Here is a 13,841-nt window from a genome sequence, read left to right as displayed (position 1 = left end):
ACGTGGTCTGATTAGCCAAGCTGCACCTTGCGAATATCGCTCCCATCAACAGATAATAGGGCAACGAAAATGGGATGGAAGAAGAGGGGTTAGCTCCCTACATCCCAACAACGGTAAAGACTAGGATAAAAGTGATGGAAGAAATTTACTTCGCTGGCGGCTGCCTTTGGGGCGTGCAAGAATTTATGCGCCACCTTCCGGGCGTAATCAACACAGAAGCAGGGCGAGCAAATGGCACAACGGATAACACTCAATCCGAATACGATGGCTACGCAGAGTGCGTGAAAACCCAGTTCGACCCTGAGCAAGTTTCGGTTGAAACTTTAATGGGGTATTTGTTTGAGATAATCGACCCTTACAGCGTTAACAAGCAAGGTGAAGACGTAGGTAAGAAGTACCGTACTGGTGTTTATAGCCAAAACGAACAGCATCTCACCATCGCGAAAGCGTTTATCGCAGCGCGACCGGACGCCGACAAGATCGCCGTAGAAGTACTGCCACTTACAAATTATGTGCCAAGTGATGATGAGCACCAAGACAGACTCACAAACTTTCCGAATGATTACTGCCACATCCCATTAGATTTACTACATAAATACAGGGATAACTCGTAACCATTCAGTCAGCATCGCTTTAAAAGGCAAGATGCATATCAGTTTAAATCGATGCCTTCCACTAATGACAATGTCATTTCTGCCGCCGATATTTCCTTACAACCCGACGAGTTTTGTCCGCACCACAACGGTGTGAATTCATCTCGGTTTTGCTTTTCCATAAGCGCTCTTAGTTGAGCCATTTCAATGGAGGCGTATGGGAATTTCGGCGCAAACTCACTGATGTAGCCTAGCTCCGACATCGCGCGATTCACAATGCCTCTCGCTGGTCGGCCCGAGAAAACATTGGTCACAGCGGTATGTTGCGCGCGTTCACTGGCAATGGCATATCGATGTAAAGACGATGTTTTCGCCTCATCACACAACAAATAGGCGCTGCCAACTTGAACGGCACTCGCTCCTAATCTCAACGCGGCTTCCACCCCTCTTCTATCAGCGATTCCGCCTGCAGCAATAACGGGCAAATTCACCCGTTTGGCGATTTGTGGTAATAACGCCATCAAACTTAATTGAGTAGTTAAATCATCCGATAAAAACATACCTCGGTGTCCACCAGCCTCCAAGCCTTGGGTGATAATACCGTCAACGCCTTTTGCTTCTAGCCAAAGTGCTTCGTCCACCGTGGTCGCTGACGAAAGGATCTTCCCTCCCCACCCTCTAATTCGAGCTAACAGATCATCGTCTGGCAAACCAAAGTGGAAACTGATCACTGGCGGTGCAAATGGTTCAATCGCGTCAGCAATATCATGATTGAAAGGCATCCTTGTCGGAGCGTTTGGCTGAGCCTGAACGGTTGCATCAACCTCGGAAAAATACGGTTGCAGCGTTTTTTGCCACTTTTCGTGCTTGTTGGCGTCATACTCCGGCATTTCATGGCAAAAGAAATTGAGGTTAAACGGTCGGTTAGTTGCCTGCTTGATAAATTGAAGTTCTTTTACGATGGCGTCTTTGTTCAGCATTCCACAAGGTAACGAGCCAAGCCCGCCAACATTACTGACGGCTATGGTCATTTGGCTGTCTTGCACACCGGCCATTGGCGCTTGAATAATCGGTAACTCTGTTCCCAAAAGTGTATTAAATACCTTGTTTATCATGCTCTTTCCTTGAAAACTTAACCTTTACCTGTGATGGATCTTCGCCATCGTTATCCAGACTAGACTTTCACATGATTAACCGCTTATAAAGTTAAAGTGATGCATTTGTGCGCTATGCACTTTTGATAGAAATGACAAAGGGAGCCTATGGCTCCCTTAATATGCTGAATAACAAGAATCAAAGTGACTATCGTACGACATCTGATTCAAGCTCTAGCTCTGCTACAGACAGCATGGCAAACTCTTCCTCGGCGGTTGCTGCCACCAGTTTGTTGCGGCTGTATAACCCATAATAAACACCACCGATAAGAAACAATCCCATTGTCATGAAAAAGGCTGAGGGATCAAAAGCATAAACACCTGTCATTGCGATCAAAGAAAGCACCAGAGAAATACTCGAAGTAATTATCCCACCAGGCGTTTTATATGGACGAGTTAATTCCGGCTGTTTAATTCGCAATAAAATATGGCTCAAGGACATTAATGCGTACGATACAGTCGCACCGACAACAGCCATCGCCAAGATTAAGTCCCCCTCACCCGTAAGTGAAACCAAGAACCCAAAAACGCCCGGAACCAAAAGCGCACGAGAAGGCACTTTTTTGTCACTGGTTAATGACAAAGTTTGCGGTAAATAACCCGCGCGGGAAAGCGCAAACACCAAGCGACTGTAACCATAAATGATTGAAAAGAAAGAAGCGATAAGGCCAGCCAATCCAAGTAAGTTCACGGCCATTGCTACCGTTGAATTGCCCGTAAGCTTTAGGGCGTCAACTAATGGCACCGCGCTATCGCCTATGACCTTTGAGCCAACCGCACCAGCCAAAAGGACGACTACGAGAGTTGCGGTTAGCAATAAAAACAGCATCGCACCAATGATGCCTTTGGGAACATCTTTTGCCGGATTTTTTGCCTCCTCTGCCGCTAAAGGCACACCTTCAACCGCAAGAAACAACCACATTGCAAATGGCAACGCAGCCCATACGCCATACCACCCAAACGGCAAGATTTCTGTTGCCTGAGCCGTCGCCGGAGCAATATCGAATAAGTTATTAACGTCAAAGTGACCAATAAGCACAGCAGCAGTAATGAGAATAGCTAGCACAGCCAAACCGCTGATGACCATCATTACTTTGAGAGCTTCGCCAACCCCTGCCATATGAATAGCGATAAAGACGGCGTAGAAAAGTGCGTAAACAACAGGGCCATCGATACCAACCAATTCATTCACTGCTGAGCCAATAAAAATCACTATCGCAGCAGGCGCGAGCGCATATTCAATCAAAACTGATAAGCCAGTGAAAAAGCCACCTGTCGGCCCCATCGCCTGTCTTGCGAAGCTATAACCACCACCCGCAGCAGGAATAGCCGCAGACATTTCAGCTAAAGACAATACTAGCGTGAAATACATTACTGCCATCGCGATAGCAGCAATAAGAAAGCCTCCCCATCCTGCTTGAGCGATGCCAAAGTTCCAACCGGCGAAGTCACCAGATATAACATACGAGACACCTAAGCCAGCAAGTAAAATCCAACCTGCGGTGCCTCTTTTTAGCTGCCTTTTGGCCAAGTACTCCTGATGTTTAGACATGGTAAATCCTTCTACTTTGATGAAATTAAAAAGTTGTCGCTGTATTTATCTTCAACGCTTGCGCCACTTGGCTCATTGATATCGGAGCGATCTTTCAGGTTCACTCCTGACAGTTGTAATTTTCGAGCCTCCTTGAGCAAGTAAAATGCGCGTTCACAGGCATCGTCATAGTTGAGCCCCTGGGGACGCACATTGGAAATGCAGTTTCTTTGGGAATCTTTAGAGCCTCGTTTAGCCCCCCAAGTGAGATACATACCCATGCTATCCGGAGAAGTTAGACCGGGTCTCTCTCCAATTAAAACCAGCACGGCCTTGGCGTTAAAACATTCACCAACATCATCCCCTACCGCTACTCTTCCTTGCTTTACGATTGTGATAGGTGCGAATTTCCATTGATGTCCATCATCAGCGCTTAAAAGAGAAATCAATCGAGTAACAACAGGCACGGCATGGTTTTGAATTGCGACGGAAGAAAGTCCATCAGCAATAACAATCGCAAGATCAATGTCAGTGTTATGCTCATTTGCTATCAAGTTGAGCGTTTGCCAAGAAGATTCATCGAGCTGCCTTCCCAAATCGGGCCTTTGCAGGTACATAAGCCGGTCACTCACTTGACTGCTCACTACCACTGGAGGTTCTAAGGTATTTTCAAGAATCGAGTAAGAGTCCGACAAACCAGCAACGAGAGACTCAATATTCAAACTGCAATGCACTGCATCCATAGCTTGGGCATGATCCAGCTGAAATGAGAGTAACTCGTTGGTTGGTACACTGTTTCCGCTGCGACCCAGAGCGATCCGAGCAGAGGTGAAGTCGCGTAACTTGCCCCAAGGGTTGTGTGTGACAACTCCAGACTCATCTTGTGGGGACTGAGCAATGGTGATTACTTTACCCATGAGAATACCCCTTATTCAGTTGGTTAATTGCTCCCGAAAACGAGCGAGAGATTTGCTCACTTAACCGAACGTCTTGCACGCTCTCGAAAATCTGCATCTCCATTAACCATTGTTCAAACTCTGGAGCTGGCTTCAGACCGAGTACTTTTCTTGCGTAAAGGGCATCGTGAAATGAGGTAGTTTGATAGTTGAGCATGATGTCATCAGACCCTGGAATACCCATGATGAACGAGCACTCGGCCACGCCTAACAGTGTCAGCAAATTATCCATGTCATTCTGATCGGCATAGGCATGATTGGTGTAACAGATGTCGCAACCCATAGGTAAACCAAGCAGCTTCCCACAAAAATGATCTTCAAGCCCAGCACGAATGATCTGTTTGCCATCAAACAGATACTCAGGGCCAATAAACCCAACAACTGTATTAACCAACAAAGGATCGAACTGTTTCGCGACAGCATAAGCACGGGCTTCACAAGTCTGTTGATCGACCCCATGAAATGCATTCGCAGACAGCGCGGTACCTTGTCCGGTTTCAAAATACATCACATTGTTTCCTACGCTACCTCGATTCAAAGACAACGCGGCTTCATGGGCCTCTTTCAAAATCGACAAGTCGATTCCGAAGGTATCATTCGTCCCTTGCGTGCCACCTATCGACTGAAAAACGAGATCGACTGGTGCACCCATTTCAATGGCTTCGATCGTGTTCGTGACATGAGTTAACACACAAGACTGAGTCGGTATTTGATAGTGTTGAATCACCTCATCCATTAAGTTCATTAACTTAATAGCTTGAGGTACATTATCTGTTGCCGGATTGATACCGATAACCGCATCGCCATTTCCGTACATCAGACCATCAAAAATGGTCGCTGCGATACCGTTGAGAGAATCAGTGGGATGATTCGGCTGTAAGCGAGTAGACAGGCGACTCGGCAAACCTATCGTATTCCGAAAAGCCGTGACAACTTGGCATTTTTTAGCAACGAGAATCAAATCCTGGTTGCGCATAATCTTACTGACTGCGGCCACCATTTCTGGTGTTAAACCTTGACGAATTTTAGCCAATGTTTCACCATCGGCTTCTTCACTCAGCAGCCAATTTCGAAAATCTCCGACCGTCAAGTGCTCAATCGGCTTAAAGGCTTCAAGGTCATGCGTATCGATAATTAGGCGAGTGATATCGTCGCTTTCGTATGGAATAACCGCCTCGTTAAGAAACGTTTTAAGTGGTAACTCAGACAGCGCCATTTGTGCGACTACACGTTCTGCCGCTGACTGAGCACAAACCCCGGCTAACGCATCGCCTGAGCGCTCCGGTGTCGCTTTCGCCATCAAGTCAGCTAATGACTTAAAGGTATAGACTTTACTTCCTTGTTGCCGACGATAAGTTGCCGTCATTGCTCTTCCTCTTCACTATTTGGTTCGCTTTTTGCTGAACTATCAATAAGCTTTAAGAAAGTATTGCCAAATGTGTTCCGTAGCGTTATCAAAAACTGGCAACATTTATAAACCAATAATAAACAATGAGTTATGTAAATACTGCTCCAACATGACTCACAAAAAAGGAATGAGCATCACAAGGATGAGTAACCAAATGCCCCAAACTGCACCAATGCTGTGCATCCATCACACTAAGGATGCAAACCAACAAGCTGCGAGTCTGATAAACTGGCAACAGGAATATGACCAACTCAGCGATGGTCGATTTTTAGGTCAAATTCGAGAACGACGATTTCCCAATTTCCATGTGTTTCGTGAAGACAGTAACCGCTCGCTAAGACAGCAATGCAGGGTTGAAGAGGGAGGTATTTGGTTGGGTTTGAGTGCGGAAAATAAGCCGCTACACCTAAATCACAGTCAGTTTAATTCAAGCCAACTTTTGCTTAGGCAAGGTGGCGCTGATTTTGAGTTAATGACACCGGAGCAGTTTTCTATCTATGGAATAGTGCTCGACAAAAACTTCGTTCACATCATAGAAAATCAACTTGAGCTTGGGAGTATCCAAAACAACACATTACACTTAACGGGTTTGACGGAAAAACACATTCAACAACTTAAATACTACTTAGGCACGTTACTTGGTTCCGCCGAGCCAAGATGGTCTGAAACCACACATCAAGCAATCTTAAAAGATATTGTGCTGGAGTTGTTCTCACTCAGTTCACTGCACACGAGCCATCCGATATCAATCTCTCATCGTCAACACGTGATGCACCGTATAAAACAACAGCTACAGGATCTAGACTACCGTACACCGATAACCGTCAGTGAACTGTGTGACGCAGTACACGTCAGTCGTCGCACACTACAGTACACCTTTGAACATTGTTGTAATACTTCCCCAAAGCAGTTCATACATCGAATGCGCTTGAATCAAGTACGTAGAGTGCTACAAAGCCCTGAAGATAATCGAACAATTGCAGAAATCGCTTTTGACTTTGGTTTTTTCCATCTCGGGCAGTTCAGTCAAAGCTACAAGCGGCTATTTGGTGAGACGCCAACTGAAACGAGAAAATGGGAGCCCAGCAAATAAAATGACAGGCAGTATATTCTTTCAGATCCTGCGTTGGGGCCATGTTATGCAGTCGCAATGATTTGCTGAAACTTAGCATGAAGCTCTTCAAGTGCCGCTTCAACATCCGGTTCTGCACGGCTCAAGTGCGAGATTAACGTCATAAAATAGCAGTCAAAAATCAGCGGTATTTTTCCCTCAAGGACGGAGCTTCCGTTTACAGATTGAAACAAAGCTTGGTTAAACGACTGATAATAATCCAAATCCCAAATCACTTCTTTCAACAAAGCTCGGCTCAGCTCAACGTTCGCAAAATAGTAGCGATAGTATTTCTCCGTCAGCGCCAAACCAATGTCGATATCGGTTTTACCTTCCACACTGACTAGCGTTTCTTGGCTGATCTGTTGCAGTTGCGCCAGCATCCCTTCGCGCAAAATCGACAGTTTAGTCGGGAAATGGCTAAACACTGTACCATCGGCTACTCCTGCTTCTCTCGCTATCTGCCTTGTGGTCGTCATGTCATAGCCATTTTGAGCAAAAGATGCCCATGCGGCTTTTAGAATTTTATCTCTGGTTTGTTGTCGCTTCGTCATTGATGTGTCTGCTTAATGAGCCTGAAAGGATCATACCTTGCGTGGTTGAGATTGACAAATTGAGCGCGCTCATTTATAAAATTGAGCACGCTCATTTTATATAAAAACAAAAGGAATCGCTCATGTACGTATTAAACAAACTAGGCCAAGGATTGATTTTCTTCCCGACCATCTTCTGCTTTTCGTATATTTTAAGACCGATATTAATGGTCATCCTTATTCCAGGAGGACTCGCACTTTTGGCGTTAATCGGTGGCGCAGAAGTCAGAGCGGAACTCAAAGCCATGCTGCTTGAGGAGTTTTTTGGCGTTAGCCCATCGCACACCACCTCGAAAAAGGCGTGAGTGCGCTACAAACGTTGGCAAGGCTAAGTAAAAAAAGAAAACGCGCAGATATCGAGATCTCAATATCTGCGCGTAGATGTGGTGAAAATAAGACTGGCGTTAGTCAGTATTCATGTTCTGGCCAATTCGCCATAAAACGCCACTAGGGTCAAACAAACAACATTCGCGCATGCCCCAAGGTTGCTCGACTAGCTCTGTCAAACGCGAACCAAATTCTTCATGACCCACTTTGGATAAGTGCTGATGCCAGCTTTCTGCGTCTTCTACGAGCAAGTGCATCATGAAGTTATTGCCGTGTTCTGGCTCATAAAAATTCTGTAAAAGAAACGCGCAGCTACCTTGAGAGAAGTATGCTACATCACCGAAGTCCGATGCCATTTCAAAGCCAATCGCCTCATAAAAACGTTTTGATAGCGCGTAATCTTTCGCCGGAACAAATGATTTGATTTCAACAATATTGAGGTTTTCCATTTCCAATTTCCTAAGCCTTTTTCCATAAAACTGACTGACGTAATCTCGCTCTATGCCTTCTATTCGCCTTGCGTAATCTGCTGTGATGACAGTGGCACACACTCTGCCATTTGCGTTTGTAACCACGTGATAAATTTATGTTCGAGTTCTGTACGCTTTTTATCTTGACTCAATAAAACGTAATTGCAACTTGATGGAGAAAACCCAAATGGTGCGACCAAATTACCACGCTTAATATCGTCCATGACAAAAGGATACGATCCCATTGCGACGCCTAAGCCATCCACCGCTGCTTGTATGCAAAAATAAAAATGCGCGAATGATTGCTGAGTGTTGCCGTTGAAAGTTTCACAACGTGTTGATTGCTGCCAATCCGCCCAAGCATTCGGTCTGGTTTGGCTATTCAACAATCGAGCTGCTTTCAAATTGTCTTTAATGGATTGCCAATACTCAGGAGAAAATACCGGCCCCACCCACTCTTCCACAAGAATGGTTTTGTCGTAATCGTGATGCTGCGCAAAATCGTCTCGACGAATCGCCATCGAAAGCCCAGTTGATCCTAATGTTACCGGGCCACCAGCCGTCGACAAACGAACATCAGCACGGTGTTCATCATTAAACGCGGCCAACCTTGGCATCAACCAGCGCATGGTTAATGTCGGTTCACAAGACACTTCAAGATGCTGATGCTTCTCTTGAATAAGCGTATTCACGCCTGTTTCTAGCGTTTGGAATGCCGTTTCTGTGTATGTCTTGAGTAATTCGCCTTCCGCCGTCAACACGACTTTCCTGCCCTCTTTGAAGAACAAAGGTTGAGACAGATATTGCTCAAGTTGCTTGATCTGCTTACTCACGGCTCCGTGAGTAATGTTCAGTTTGTCAGCCGCTTCAGTGTAGCTTGAAGAACTCGCCGCAACGTGGAAGACATAAAAAGATTTCAGGTGACGCATCTGTGAGTTTTTCTCACCAATATGGGAATGTTTTTCGATTATAGTCAGTAATAAAGACGCCTACAATTTCGCTACATCCCAGACTTCATCATTCAAACAGGAAATCGATATGGAATTTGTAACTCTTGCGTTATTAGGTGTGCTTATTGTCATTAGCCCTGGCGCAGACTTTGTTTTGGTATTAAGAAATAGCTTAAATCAAGGACGAAAAGCAGGCGTATACAGTGCGATTGGTATCAGCATGGCGATAAGCATCCACATCGCTTACTCCATGCTGGGGATCAGTTACTTAATTTCACAAAATGAATGGTTGTTTAATCTCGTGCGCTATCTTGGGGCCGCTTATCTTGTCTACCTTGGGATTAAAGGAATATTCTCCTCGCAACCTGCATCAAACTCAGAAACCGTTCAACAGAGCGAGTATTCAATGTGGCGATTTTTCATGCAGGGGTTTCTGTGTAATTTACTCAATCCCAAGACGATGCTGTTTTTTCTGAGTATTTTTAGCCAAGTGATTTCTCCCGACTCTAGTCAGCAACACATCGCCTTGTTCTACGGGATTTATATGATTGCGCTGCATGGTATTTGGTTTTCTATCGTTGCTGTTTTATTCACGTCACCCCAGCTACAAGCTTTCTTGTTGAAGATTAAGCATCGACTCAATCAAGCATGTGGGGCGGGATTAATCATTTTCGGCGCGATGCTGGGCTTAAAAGTGTAGTACGCTTGCGGTCCGATTACCCCAGTTCAAATTGATCATTGAACAAGTGGCTGTAATCAAATAAAAACCTGCATTATCAATACCTTAAATTAGAAAAAACAGCCAACGTGCGCTGGCTGTTTCGATACAGTTAATGGATGACCCGAGCGTCCCCTTTAAATAACTGAGACAGATCGATAGTGAATATCGTCACCGTCGGACGTTTAGGCAGAGCATTTTCGATCGAAAACTCTGGCCCAGCTGGAACGAGGGGGAAGTGAATAGCAGTCGGCCACGTTGACGAAGCTTCATTACCGCCCGGCTCAGATATTGAGAAAGAAAACGCAGGTAAACGGGTCATAACACTTACCTCAAATGACTGATTAGTGGGCTCAAGCGAGCCCGCTTAGGTTTTGCAATGTTATTGTTATTTTAACGCTTACTTAATCACTAACGATTGATGACGTTAGATATCAAGTTCTTTGTCTTCAACGTGGTTGGTGATCATCGCTTCAGTGGTGATCATCAAGCCAGCAACAGACGCAGCGAATTGAAGCGCTGAGCGTGTTACTTTCGCAGGGTCCAAGATGCCCATTTCGATCATGTTGCCGTATTCACCTGTTGCAGCGTTGTAACCGTAATCGGCATCACCCGCTTTGACAGCGTTCGCCACAACAGAAGCTTCGTCACCTGCGTTAGTTGCGATTTGACGAAGAGGCTCTTCCATTGCACGTAGCGCAACTCGGATACCCACGTTTTGGTCATCATTGTCGCCTTTTAGATCCGCCAATTCTTTCGCGATCTTAGTTAGGGCAACACCACCACCAGCAACAATACCTTCTTCAACCGCTGCGCGGGTAGCGTGTAGCGCATCGTCCACGCGGTCTTTCTTCTCTTTCATCTCAACTTCGGTTGCAGCGCCGATCTTGATCACCGCTACGCCGCCAGAAAGCTTCGCAACACGTTGTTGAAGCTTGTCTTTATCGTATTGAGAGGTGGTTGTTTCGATTTGTTTTTCAATCGAAGCCACACGATCAGCAATCGCGCTTGCTTCTGCTGCACCACCCACAATGGTTGTTGTGTCTTTGGTGATGGTCACTTTCTTCGCACTACCTAGTTGCTCTAACGTTGCTTTTTCGAGCTCTAGGCCGATTTCTTCAGAGATGACCGTACCAGCAGTTAGTACCGCAATGTCTTCCATCATCGCTTTACGGTTGTCACCAAAGCCAGGCGCTTTCACCGCGGTCGCACGCACGATGCCGCGCATGTTGTTCACAACCAATGTCGCTAGCGCTTCACCTTCGATGTCTTCAGCAATGATCAATAGCGAGCGAGAAGATTTCGCCACTTCTTCTAGTACAGGCAATAGCTCGCGGATGCTGCTGACTTTTTTGTCCACCAATAGGATGTAAGGGTTGTCTAGCTCGACGCTGCCATTTTCTTGGTTAGTGATGAAGTATGGCGACAAGTAACCGCGGTCAAATTGCATACCTTCAACCACAGACAATTCGTTGTTTAGACCTTGGCCTTCTTCAACCGTAATCACGCCATTGCGACCCACTTTCTCCATCGCTTCTGCAATGATTTCACCGATCGCGCGATCGCTGTTTGCAGAAATGCTACCCACTTGGGTGATAGATTCTTTGTCGCTGCATGGCTTAGACATTTCACGTAGTTTCTCAACCGCCGCTTCAGTGGCTTTGTCGATACCACGTTTTAGGTCCATTGGGTTCATGCCAGAGGCTACCGCTTTAAGACCTTCATTGATGAAAGATTGCGCCAGTACGGTAGCGGTCGTTGTACCGTCCCCCGCTTCATCATTCGCTTTGGACGCCACTTGTTTCACCATTTGTGCGCCCATGTTTTCGAACTTATCTTTCAGTTCGATTTCTTTCGCTACAGACACGCCATCTTTGGTGATGGTTGGCGCGCCGTAAGATTTATCAAGCACAACGTTGCGGCCTTTCGGGCCTAGTGTCACTTTTACTGCGTCCGCCAGTAAGTTCACACCTTTCAGCATTTTTTGACGTGCGTCATTAGCAAATAATACGTCTTTTGCAGCCATGGTTATCTCCTCAAAAAACTACTACAAAAATAATTACTCAACGATTGCTAACACATCAGATTCGGACAGAATTAAGTATTCTGCGCCGTCAATTTTCTCGGTTTTCACGCCGTAACCGTCATTGAAAATGATTTGGTCGCCCACTTTGACTTCCATCGCAGCGCGTTCGCCATTTTCAAGACGTTTACCTAAACCAACAGCAATGACTTTCCCGCGGTTTGATTTTTTCACCGACTGAGAAGTTAAAACGATTCCCCCTTCAGATTTATTTTCCACCTCTTGTCTTTCAACAATTAGCTTGTCATTTAAAGGACGAATTTTCATTTTTAAGTGCCTCCTACTTGGAACCAAAAATAAAAGACAAAATAAACATCAAGATGGATTTGCGAGTCGACAGCTCGCTTTCGATGAAAATAATAAGGTCGAAAAATTAGAGTTCAAGAGGTGAATTTGATAAAAATTTTTTATTAAATTAAATAAAATTTTCTATCGAATTATCGCATTCACAACCACTTAGCATCTCTTTATGATGGAAAATGTGCTCAATCAAATCTAGAGTGGTTACGTACTCTTAAAAAGGATAATCAAACAATGAAAAAGGCCGTATCTCTATTTCTTGCAACGTTATGCGTTGGCTTCCTCTCACCCAACGTGTCAGCTTCTGAACGCGCTGAACAAGGTTGGCAATTGATTGACGAGGGCGCGATGATTGTCGATGTGCGCACGCCGCAAGAGTTTTCTGAAGGGCATTTGGATAATGCCGTCAACTTCCCTTTATCTGAACTTGATAAACATTTTCAAGACGTCGATAAAGATCAAGCTATCGTGTTGTACTGTCGCAGTGGTAACCGCTCTGGCAAAGCGTATCAATACTTACAATCGCAAGGCTTTACGAATCTGCACAATGCAGGTGGCTTAGAAGAACTACAAGACGCCAAATAGTCGTCTCCGTTCTAATATACAAAGTAAAAGCACAGAGCGCGTCGCAAGCGTATTGTAACGCGCTCTGTTTCTAAATACTTATCTACAACAACTCTATTTTGGCCCTGCATCAAATTGAGTCAGGTTATCCGATATCTCGAGCCACGGCGCTTTCGACGCGACAAAAATATGGAAATCGGGCTTGTGAGAAGGTGTGTCATCCAAGATACCAAGGCGAATATTGACGATCCCATTGTTCTTTTTCGAATACAGGCTCGATCCGCAGTGGCGACAAAAGCATAGCATGGTATTTTCGCTTTTCTGATAAGTTTGAATATCTTCTTTCCCTTGGATAATAAGCAGTTTATCCAACGCAATACCACCGGCAGATGAATAGTCAGAACCTGTGAACTTGCGGCATTCAGAGCAATGGCAATTTCCCATGTACTTAAATTCATCTGCCACTTCCAACTTTACCTTGCCGCACAGACATGAGCCTTTTAGTACTTCCATTTGAATTCCTTTTTGTTATGAATCTAATTGAATTAGATGGCTATCTCGACACCATGCCATTGCAATACGAAAAATTAAAGACAGGCAATACAGGTTTTCAAAAATGAAACGAAAATGTAAAACTTTCCATTCAGAGGGAAGTGCGCTGACACGTGAAAAATCGAGCTATTTTAGATACAAAAACACCAAGCAATAACGCTTGGTGTTTACCTCACAGAATGTCGCCTCAGAAAAGGCGCTTTCCGCTGTGCTTAAAAAATGCAGTGTTTAGTAAAGCTGGTCGCTTCGTTTGCAGTCCAGTCACCTTTCGGCTTATCTTTCAGGTTTTCACACCATTGCTCGCTGCCGACACCATCTTGCAGAACACAATGCTTTGCAAAGTCTACCGCGTTGTCTGCTGTCCATTCTGTTTTTGGCTTATCGCGCATGTCGTTACACCAGCCTTCAGTGCCCACTTCATCACTACAAGCGGTCAAAGCAGAAGCCGCCAACATCAGCATGACTAGTTTTTTCATAAATTTAAGGTTCCAGTTGCAAACAATAGTAAAATTAAACTCAATCTCTTCAACA

General features: G+C 45.1%; 17 protein-coding genes. 5 read left to right on the top strand and 12 right to left on the bottom strand.

What is annotated here, in order from left to right; translation table 11 throughout:
* The first annotated feature begins 134 nt into the window (after window positions 1–134).
* Window positions 135–614: a peptide-methionine (S)-S-oxide reductase gene (locus R7Q09_RS05470; protein ID WP_017635126.1), complete on the top strand. Its 480-nt coding sequence runs from the start codon at window positions 135–137 to the stop codon at window positions 612–614.
* A 38-nt stretch (window positions 615–652) separates the two neighbouring features.
* On the opposite strand, the gene R7Q09_RS05465 is transcribed toward R7Q09_RS05470, so the two are convergent.
* The 4 genes from R7Q09_RS05465 to R7Q09_RS05450 all read right to left on the bottom strand — a co-directional run bounded on the left by R7Q09_RS05465 (window position 653) and on the right by R7Q09_RS05450 (window position 5,600).
* Window positions 653–1,708: a nitronate monooxygenase gene (locus R7Q09_RS05465; protein ID WP_318070578.1), complete on the bottom strand. Its 1,056-nt coding sequence runs from the start codon at window positions 1,706–1,708 to the stop codon at window positions 653–655.
* A 187-nt stretch (window positions 1,709–1,895) separates the two neighbouring features.
* Window positions 1,896–3,299, bottom strand: coding sequence for an ethanolamine permease (eat, locus tag R7Q09_RS05460; RefSeq protein WP_005373969.1), 1,404 nt, complete (start codon window positions 3,297–3,299; stop codon window positions 1,896–1,898).
* A gap of 11 nt (window positions 3,300–3,310) precedes the next feature.
* A complete protein-coding gene (gene eutC / locus R7Q09_RS05455) occupies window positions 3,311–4,195 on the bottom strand; it encodes an ethanolamine ammonia-lyase subunit EutC (RefSeq protein WP_318070577.1) in 885 nt (294 codons plus the stop codon).
* The gene (locus tag R7Q09_RS05450) at window positions 4,188–5,600 is read right to left on the bottom strand and encodes an ethanolamine ammonia-lyase subunit EutB (RefSeq protein WP_005388715.1); all 1,413 of its coding nucleotides are present in this window, start codon (window positions 5,598–5,600) and stop codon (window positions 4,188–4,190) included. The genes eutC and R7Q09_RS05450 overlap by 8 nt, the downstream gene beginning before the upstream one ends.
* A 184-nt stretch (window positions 5,601–5,784) precedes the next feature.
* Between R7Q09_RS05450 and R7Q09_RS05445 the strand changes: the two genes are divergently transcribed.
* Window positions 5,785–6,735, top strand: a complete 951-nt coding sequence (locus R7Q09_RS05445; protein WP_005373973.1) for a helix-turn-helix domain-containing protein — start codon at window positions 5,785–5,787, stop codon at window positions 6,733–6,735.
* A gap of 44 nt (window positions 6,736–6,779) precedes the next feature.
* Here the strand turns inward: R7Q09_RS05445 and R7Q09_RS05440 are convergent, their stop codons facing one another.
* The gene (locus R7Q09_RS05440; protein ID WP_005373975.1) at window positions 6,780–7,307 is read right to left on the bottom strand and encodes a TetR/AcrR family transcriptional regulator; all 528 of its coding nucleotides are present in this window, start codon (window positions 7,305–7,307) and stop codon (window positions 6,780–6,782) included.
* 122 nt (window positions 7,308–7,429) lie between these two features.
* Between R7Q09_RS05440 and R7Q09_RS05435 the strand changes: the two genes are divergently transcribed.
* Window positions 7,430–7,651, top strand: a complete 222-nt coding sequence (locus R7Q09_RS05435) for a hypothetical protein (protein WP_017635120.1) — start codon at window positions 7,430–7,432, stop codon at window positions 7,649–7,651.
* A 99-nt stretch (window positions 7,652–7,750) separates the two neighbouring features.
* Here the strand turns inward: R7Q09_RS05435 and R7Q09_RS05430 are convergent, their stop codons facing one another.
* Both R7Q09_RS05430 and R7Q09_RS05425 read right to left on the bottom strand, forming a co-directional pair.
* Entirely contained in the window at window positions 7,751–8,122 is a 372-nt protein-coding gene (locus tag R7Q09_RS05430) for a VOC family protein (protein WP_005373979.1), read from the bottom strand.
* Between the two features lie 59 nt (window positions 8,123–8,181).
* A complete protein-coding gene (locus R7Q09_RS05425) occupies window positions 8,182–9,072 on the bottom strand; it encodes a LysR family transcriptional regulator (RefSeq protein WP_005388706.1) in 891 nt (296 codons plus the stop codon).
* Between the two features lie 109 nt (window positions 9,073–9,181).
* Between R7Q09_RS05425 and R7Q09_RS05420 the strand changes: the two genes are divergently transcribed.
* Entirely contained in the window at window positions 9,182–9,793 is a 612-nt protein-coding gene (locus R7Q09_RS05420; RefSeq protein WP_005388704.1) for a LysE family translocator, read from the top strand.
* Between the two features lie 130 nt (window positions 9,794–9,923).
* Here the strand turns inward: R7Q09_RS05420 and R7Q09_RS05415 are convergent, their stop codons facing one another.
* From R7Q09_RS05415 to R7Q09_RS05405, 3 genes are all read right to left on the bottom strand, one after another.
* The gene (locus R7Q09_RS05415) at window positions 9,924–10,133 is read right to left on the bottom strand and encodes a hypothetical protein (RefSeq protein ID WP_005373984.1); all 210 of its coding nucleotides are present in this window, start codon (window positions 10,131–10,133) and stop codon (window positions 9,924–9,926) included.
* Window positions 10,134–10,238: 105 nt separating this feature from the next.
* Window positions 10,239–11,837, bottom strand: a complete 1,599-nt coding sequence (gene groL, locus R7Q09_RS05410; protein WP_005388702.1) for a chaperonin GroEL — start codon at window positions 11,835–11,837, stop codon at window positions 10,239–10,241.
* A 33-nt stretch (window positions 11,838–11,870) separates the two neighbouring features.
* On the bottom strand, window positions 11,871–12,161 hold the full coding sequence (locus tag R7Q09_RS05405) for a co-chaperone GroES (protein ID WP_005373989.1): 291 nt from the start codon (window positions 12,159–12,161) through the stop codon (window positions 11,871–11,873).
* Window positions 12,162–12,428: 267 nt separating this feature from the next.
* Between R7Q09_RS05405 and R7Q09_RS05400 the strand changes: the two genes are divergently transcribed.
* Window positions 12,429–12,779 (top strand): rhodanese-like domain-containing protein, encoded by a 351-nt coding sequence (locus R7Q09_RS05400; RefSeq protein ID WP_033906293.1) that lies wholly within the window; start codon window positions 12,429–12,431, stop codon window positions 12,777–12,779.
* A gap of 93 nt (window positions 12,780–12,872) precedes the next feature.
* Here R7Q09_RS05400 and R7Q09_RS05395 read toward each other — a convergent pair whose 3' ends face one another.
* Window positions 12,873–13,271, bottom strand: coding sequence for a GFA family protein (locus tag R7Q09_RS05395; protein WP_005388696.1), 399 nt, complete (start codon window positions 13,269–13,271; stop codon window positions 12,873–12,875).
* Window positions 13,272–13,522: 251 nt separating this feature from the next.
* Window positions 13,523–13,786: a DUF3012 domain-containing protein gene (locus tag R7Q09_RS05390; RefSeq protein ID WP_005373992.1), complete on the bottom strand. Its 264-nt coding sequence runs from the start codon at window positions 13,784–13,786 to the stop codon at window positions 13,523–13,525.
* Window positions 13,787–13,841 lie beyond the last annotated feature (55 nt).

The organism is Vibrio sp. 2130-1, assembly GCF_033339515.1.
The sequence above is the reverse complement of the archived record's forward strand: the minus strand, read 5'-3'. Positions and strand labels throughout refer to the sequence as shown.

Bases quoted from the DNA above. Each gene is read 5' to 3' on its own strand.
- R7Q09_RS05415 (WP_005373984.1), bottom strand. From the start codon at position 10,133: ATGACCCGTTTACCTGCGTTTTCTTTCTCAATATCTGAGCCGGGCGGT.
- eutC (WP_318070577.1), bottom strand. From the start codon at position 4,195: ATGGGTAAAGTAATCACCATTGCTCAGTCCCCACAAGATGAGTCTGGA.
- R7Q09_RS05425 (WP_005388706.1), bottom strand. From the start codon at position 9,072: ATGCGTCACCTGAAATCTTTTTATGTCTTCCACGTTGCGGCGAGTTCT.
- R7Q09_RS05390 (WP_005373992.1), bottom strand. From the start codon at position 13,786: ATGAAAAAACTAGTCATGCTGATGTTGGCGGCTTCTGCTTTGACCGCT.
- R7Q09_RS05405 (WP_005373989.1), bottom strand. From the start codon at position 12,161: ATGAAAATTCGTCCTTTAAATGACAAGCTAATTGTTGAAAGACAAGAG.
- groL (WP_005388702.1), bottom strand. From the start codon at position 11,837: ATGGCTGCAAAAGACGTATTATTTGCTAATGACGCACGTCAAAAAATG.
- R7Q09_RS05465 (WP_318070578.1), bottom strand. From the start codon at position 1,708: ATGATAAACAAGGTATTTAATACACTTTTGGGAACAGAGTTACCGATT.
- eat (WP_005373969.1), bottom strand. From the start codon at position 3,299: ATGTCTAAACATCAGGAGTACTTGGCCAAAAGGCAGCTAAAAAGAGGC.
- R7Q09_RS05435 (WP_017635120.1), top strand. From the start codon at position 7,430: ATGTACGTATTAAACAAACTAGGCCAAGGATTGATTTTCTTCCCGACC.
- R7Q09_RS05450 (WP_005388715.1), bottom strand. From the start codon at position 5,600: ATGACGGCAACTTATCGTCGGCAACAAGGAAGTAAAGTCTATACCTTT.
- R7Q09_RS05395 (WP_005388696.1), bottom strand. From the start codon at position 13,271: ATGGAAGTACTAAAAGGCTCATGTCTGTGCGGCAAGGTAAAGTTGGAA.
- R7Q09_RS05445 (WP_005373973.1), top strand. From the start codon at position 5,785: ATGAGTAACCAAATGCCCCAAACTGCACCAATGCTGTGCATCCATCAC.
- R7Q09_RS05420 (WP_005388704.1), top strand. From the start codon at position 9,182: ATGGAATTTGTAACTCTTGCGTTATTAGGTGTGCTTATTGTCATTAGC.
- R7Q09_RS05470 (WP_017635126.1), top strand. From the start codon at position 135: ATGGAAGAAATTTACTTCGCTGGCGGCTGCCTTTGGGGCGTGCAAGAA.
- R7Q09_RS05430 (WP_005373979.1), bottom strand. From the start codon at position 8,122: ATGGAAAACCTCAATATTGTTGAAATCAAATCATTTGTTCCGGCGAAA.
- R7Q09_RS05400 (WP_033906293.1), top strand. From the start codon at position 12,429: ATGAAAAAGGCCGTATCTCTATTTCTTGCAACGTTATGCGTTGGCTTC.
- R7Q09_RS05440 (WP_005373975.1), bottom strand. From the start codon at position 7,307: ATGACGAAGCGACAACAAACCAGAGATAAAATTCTAAAAGCCGCATGG.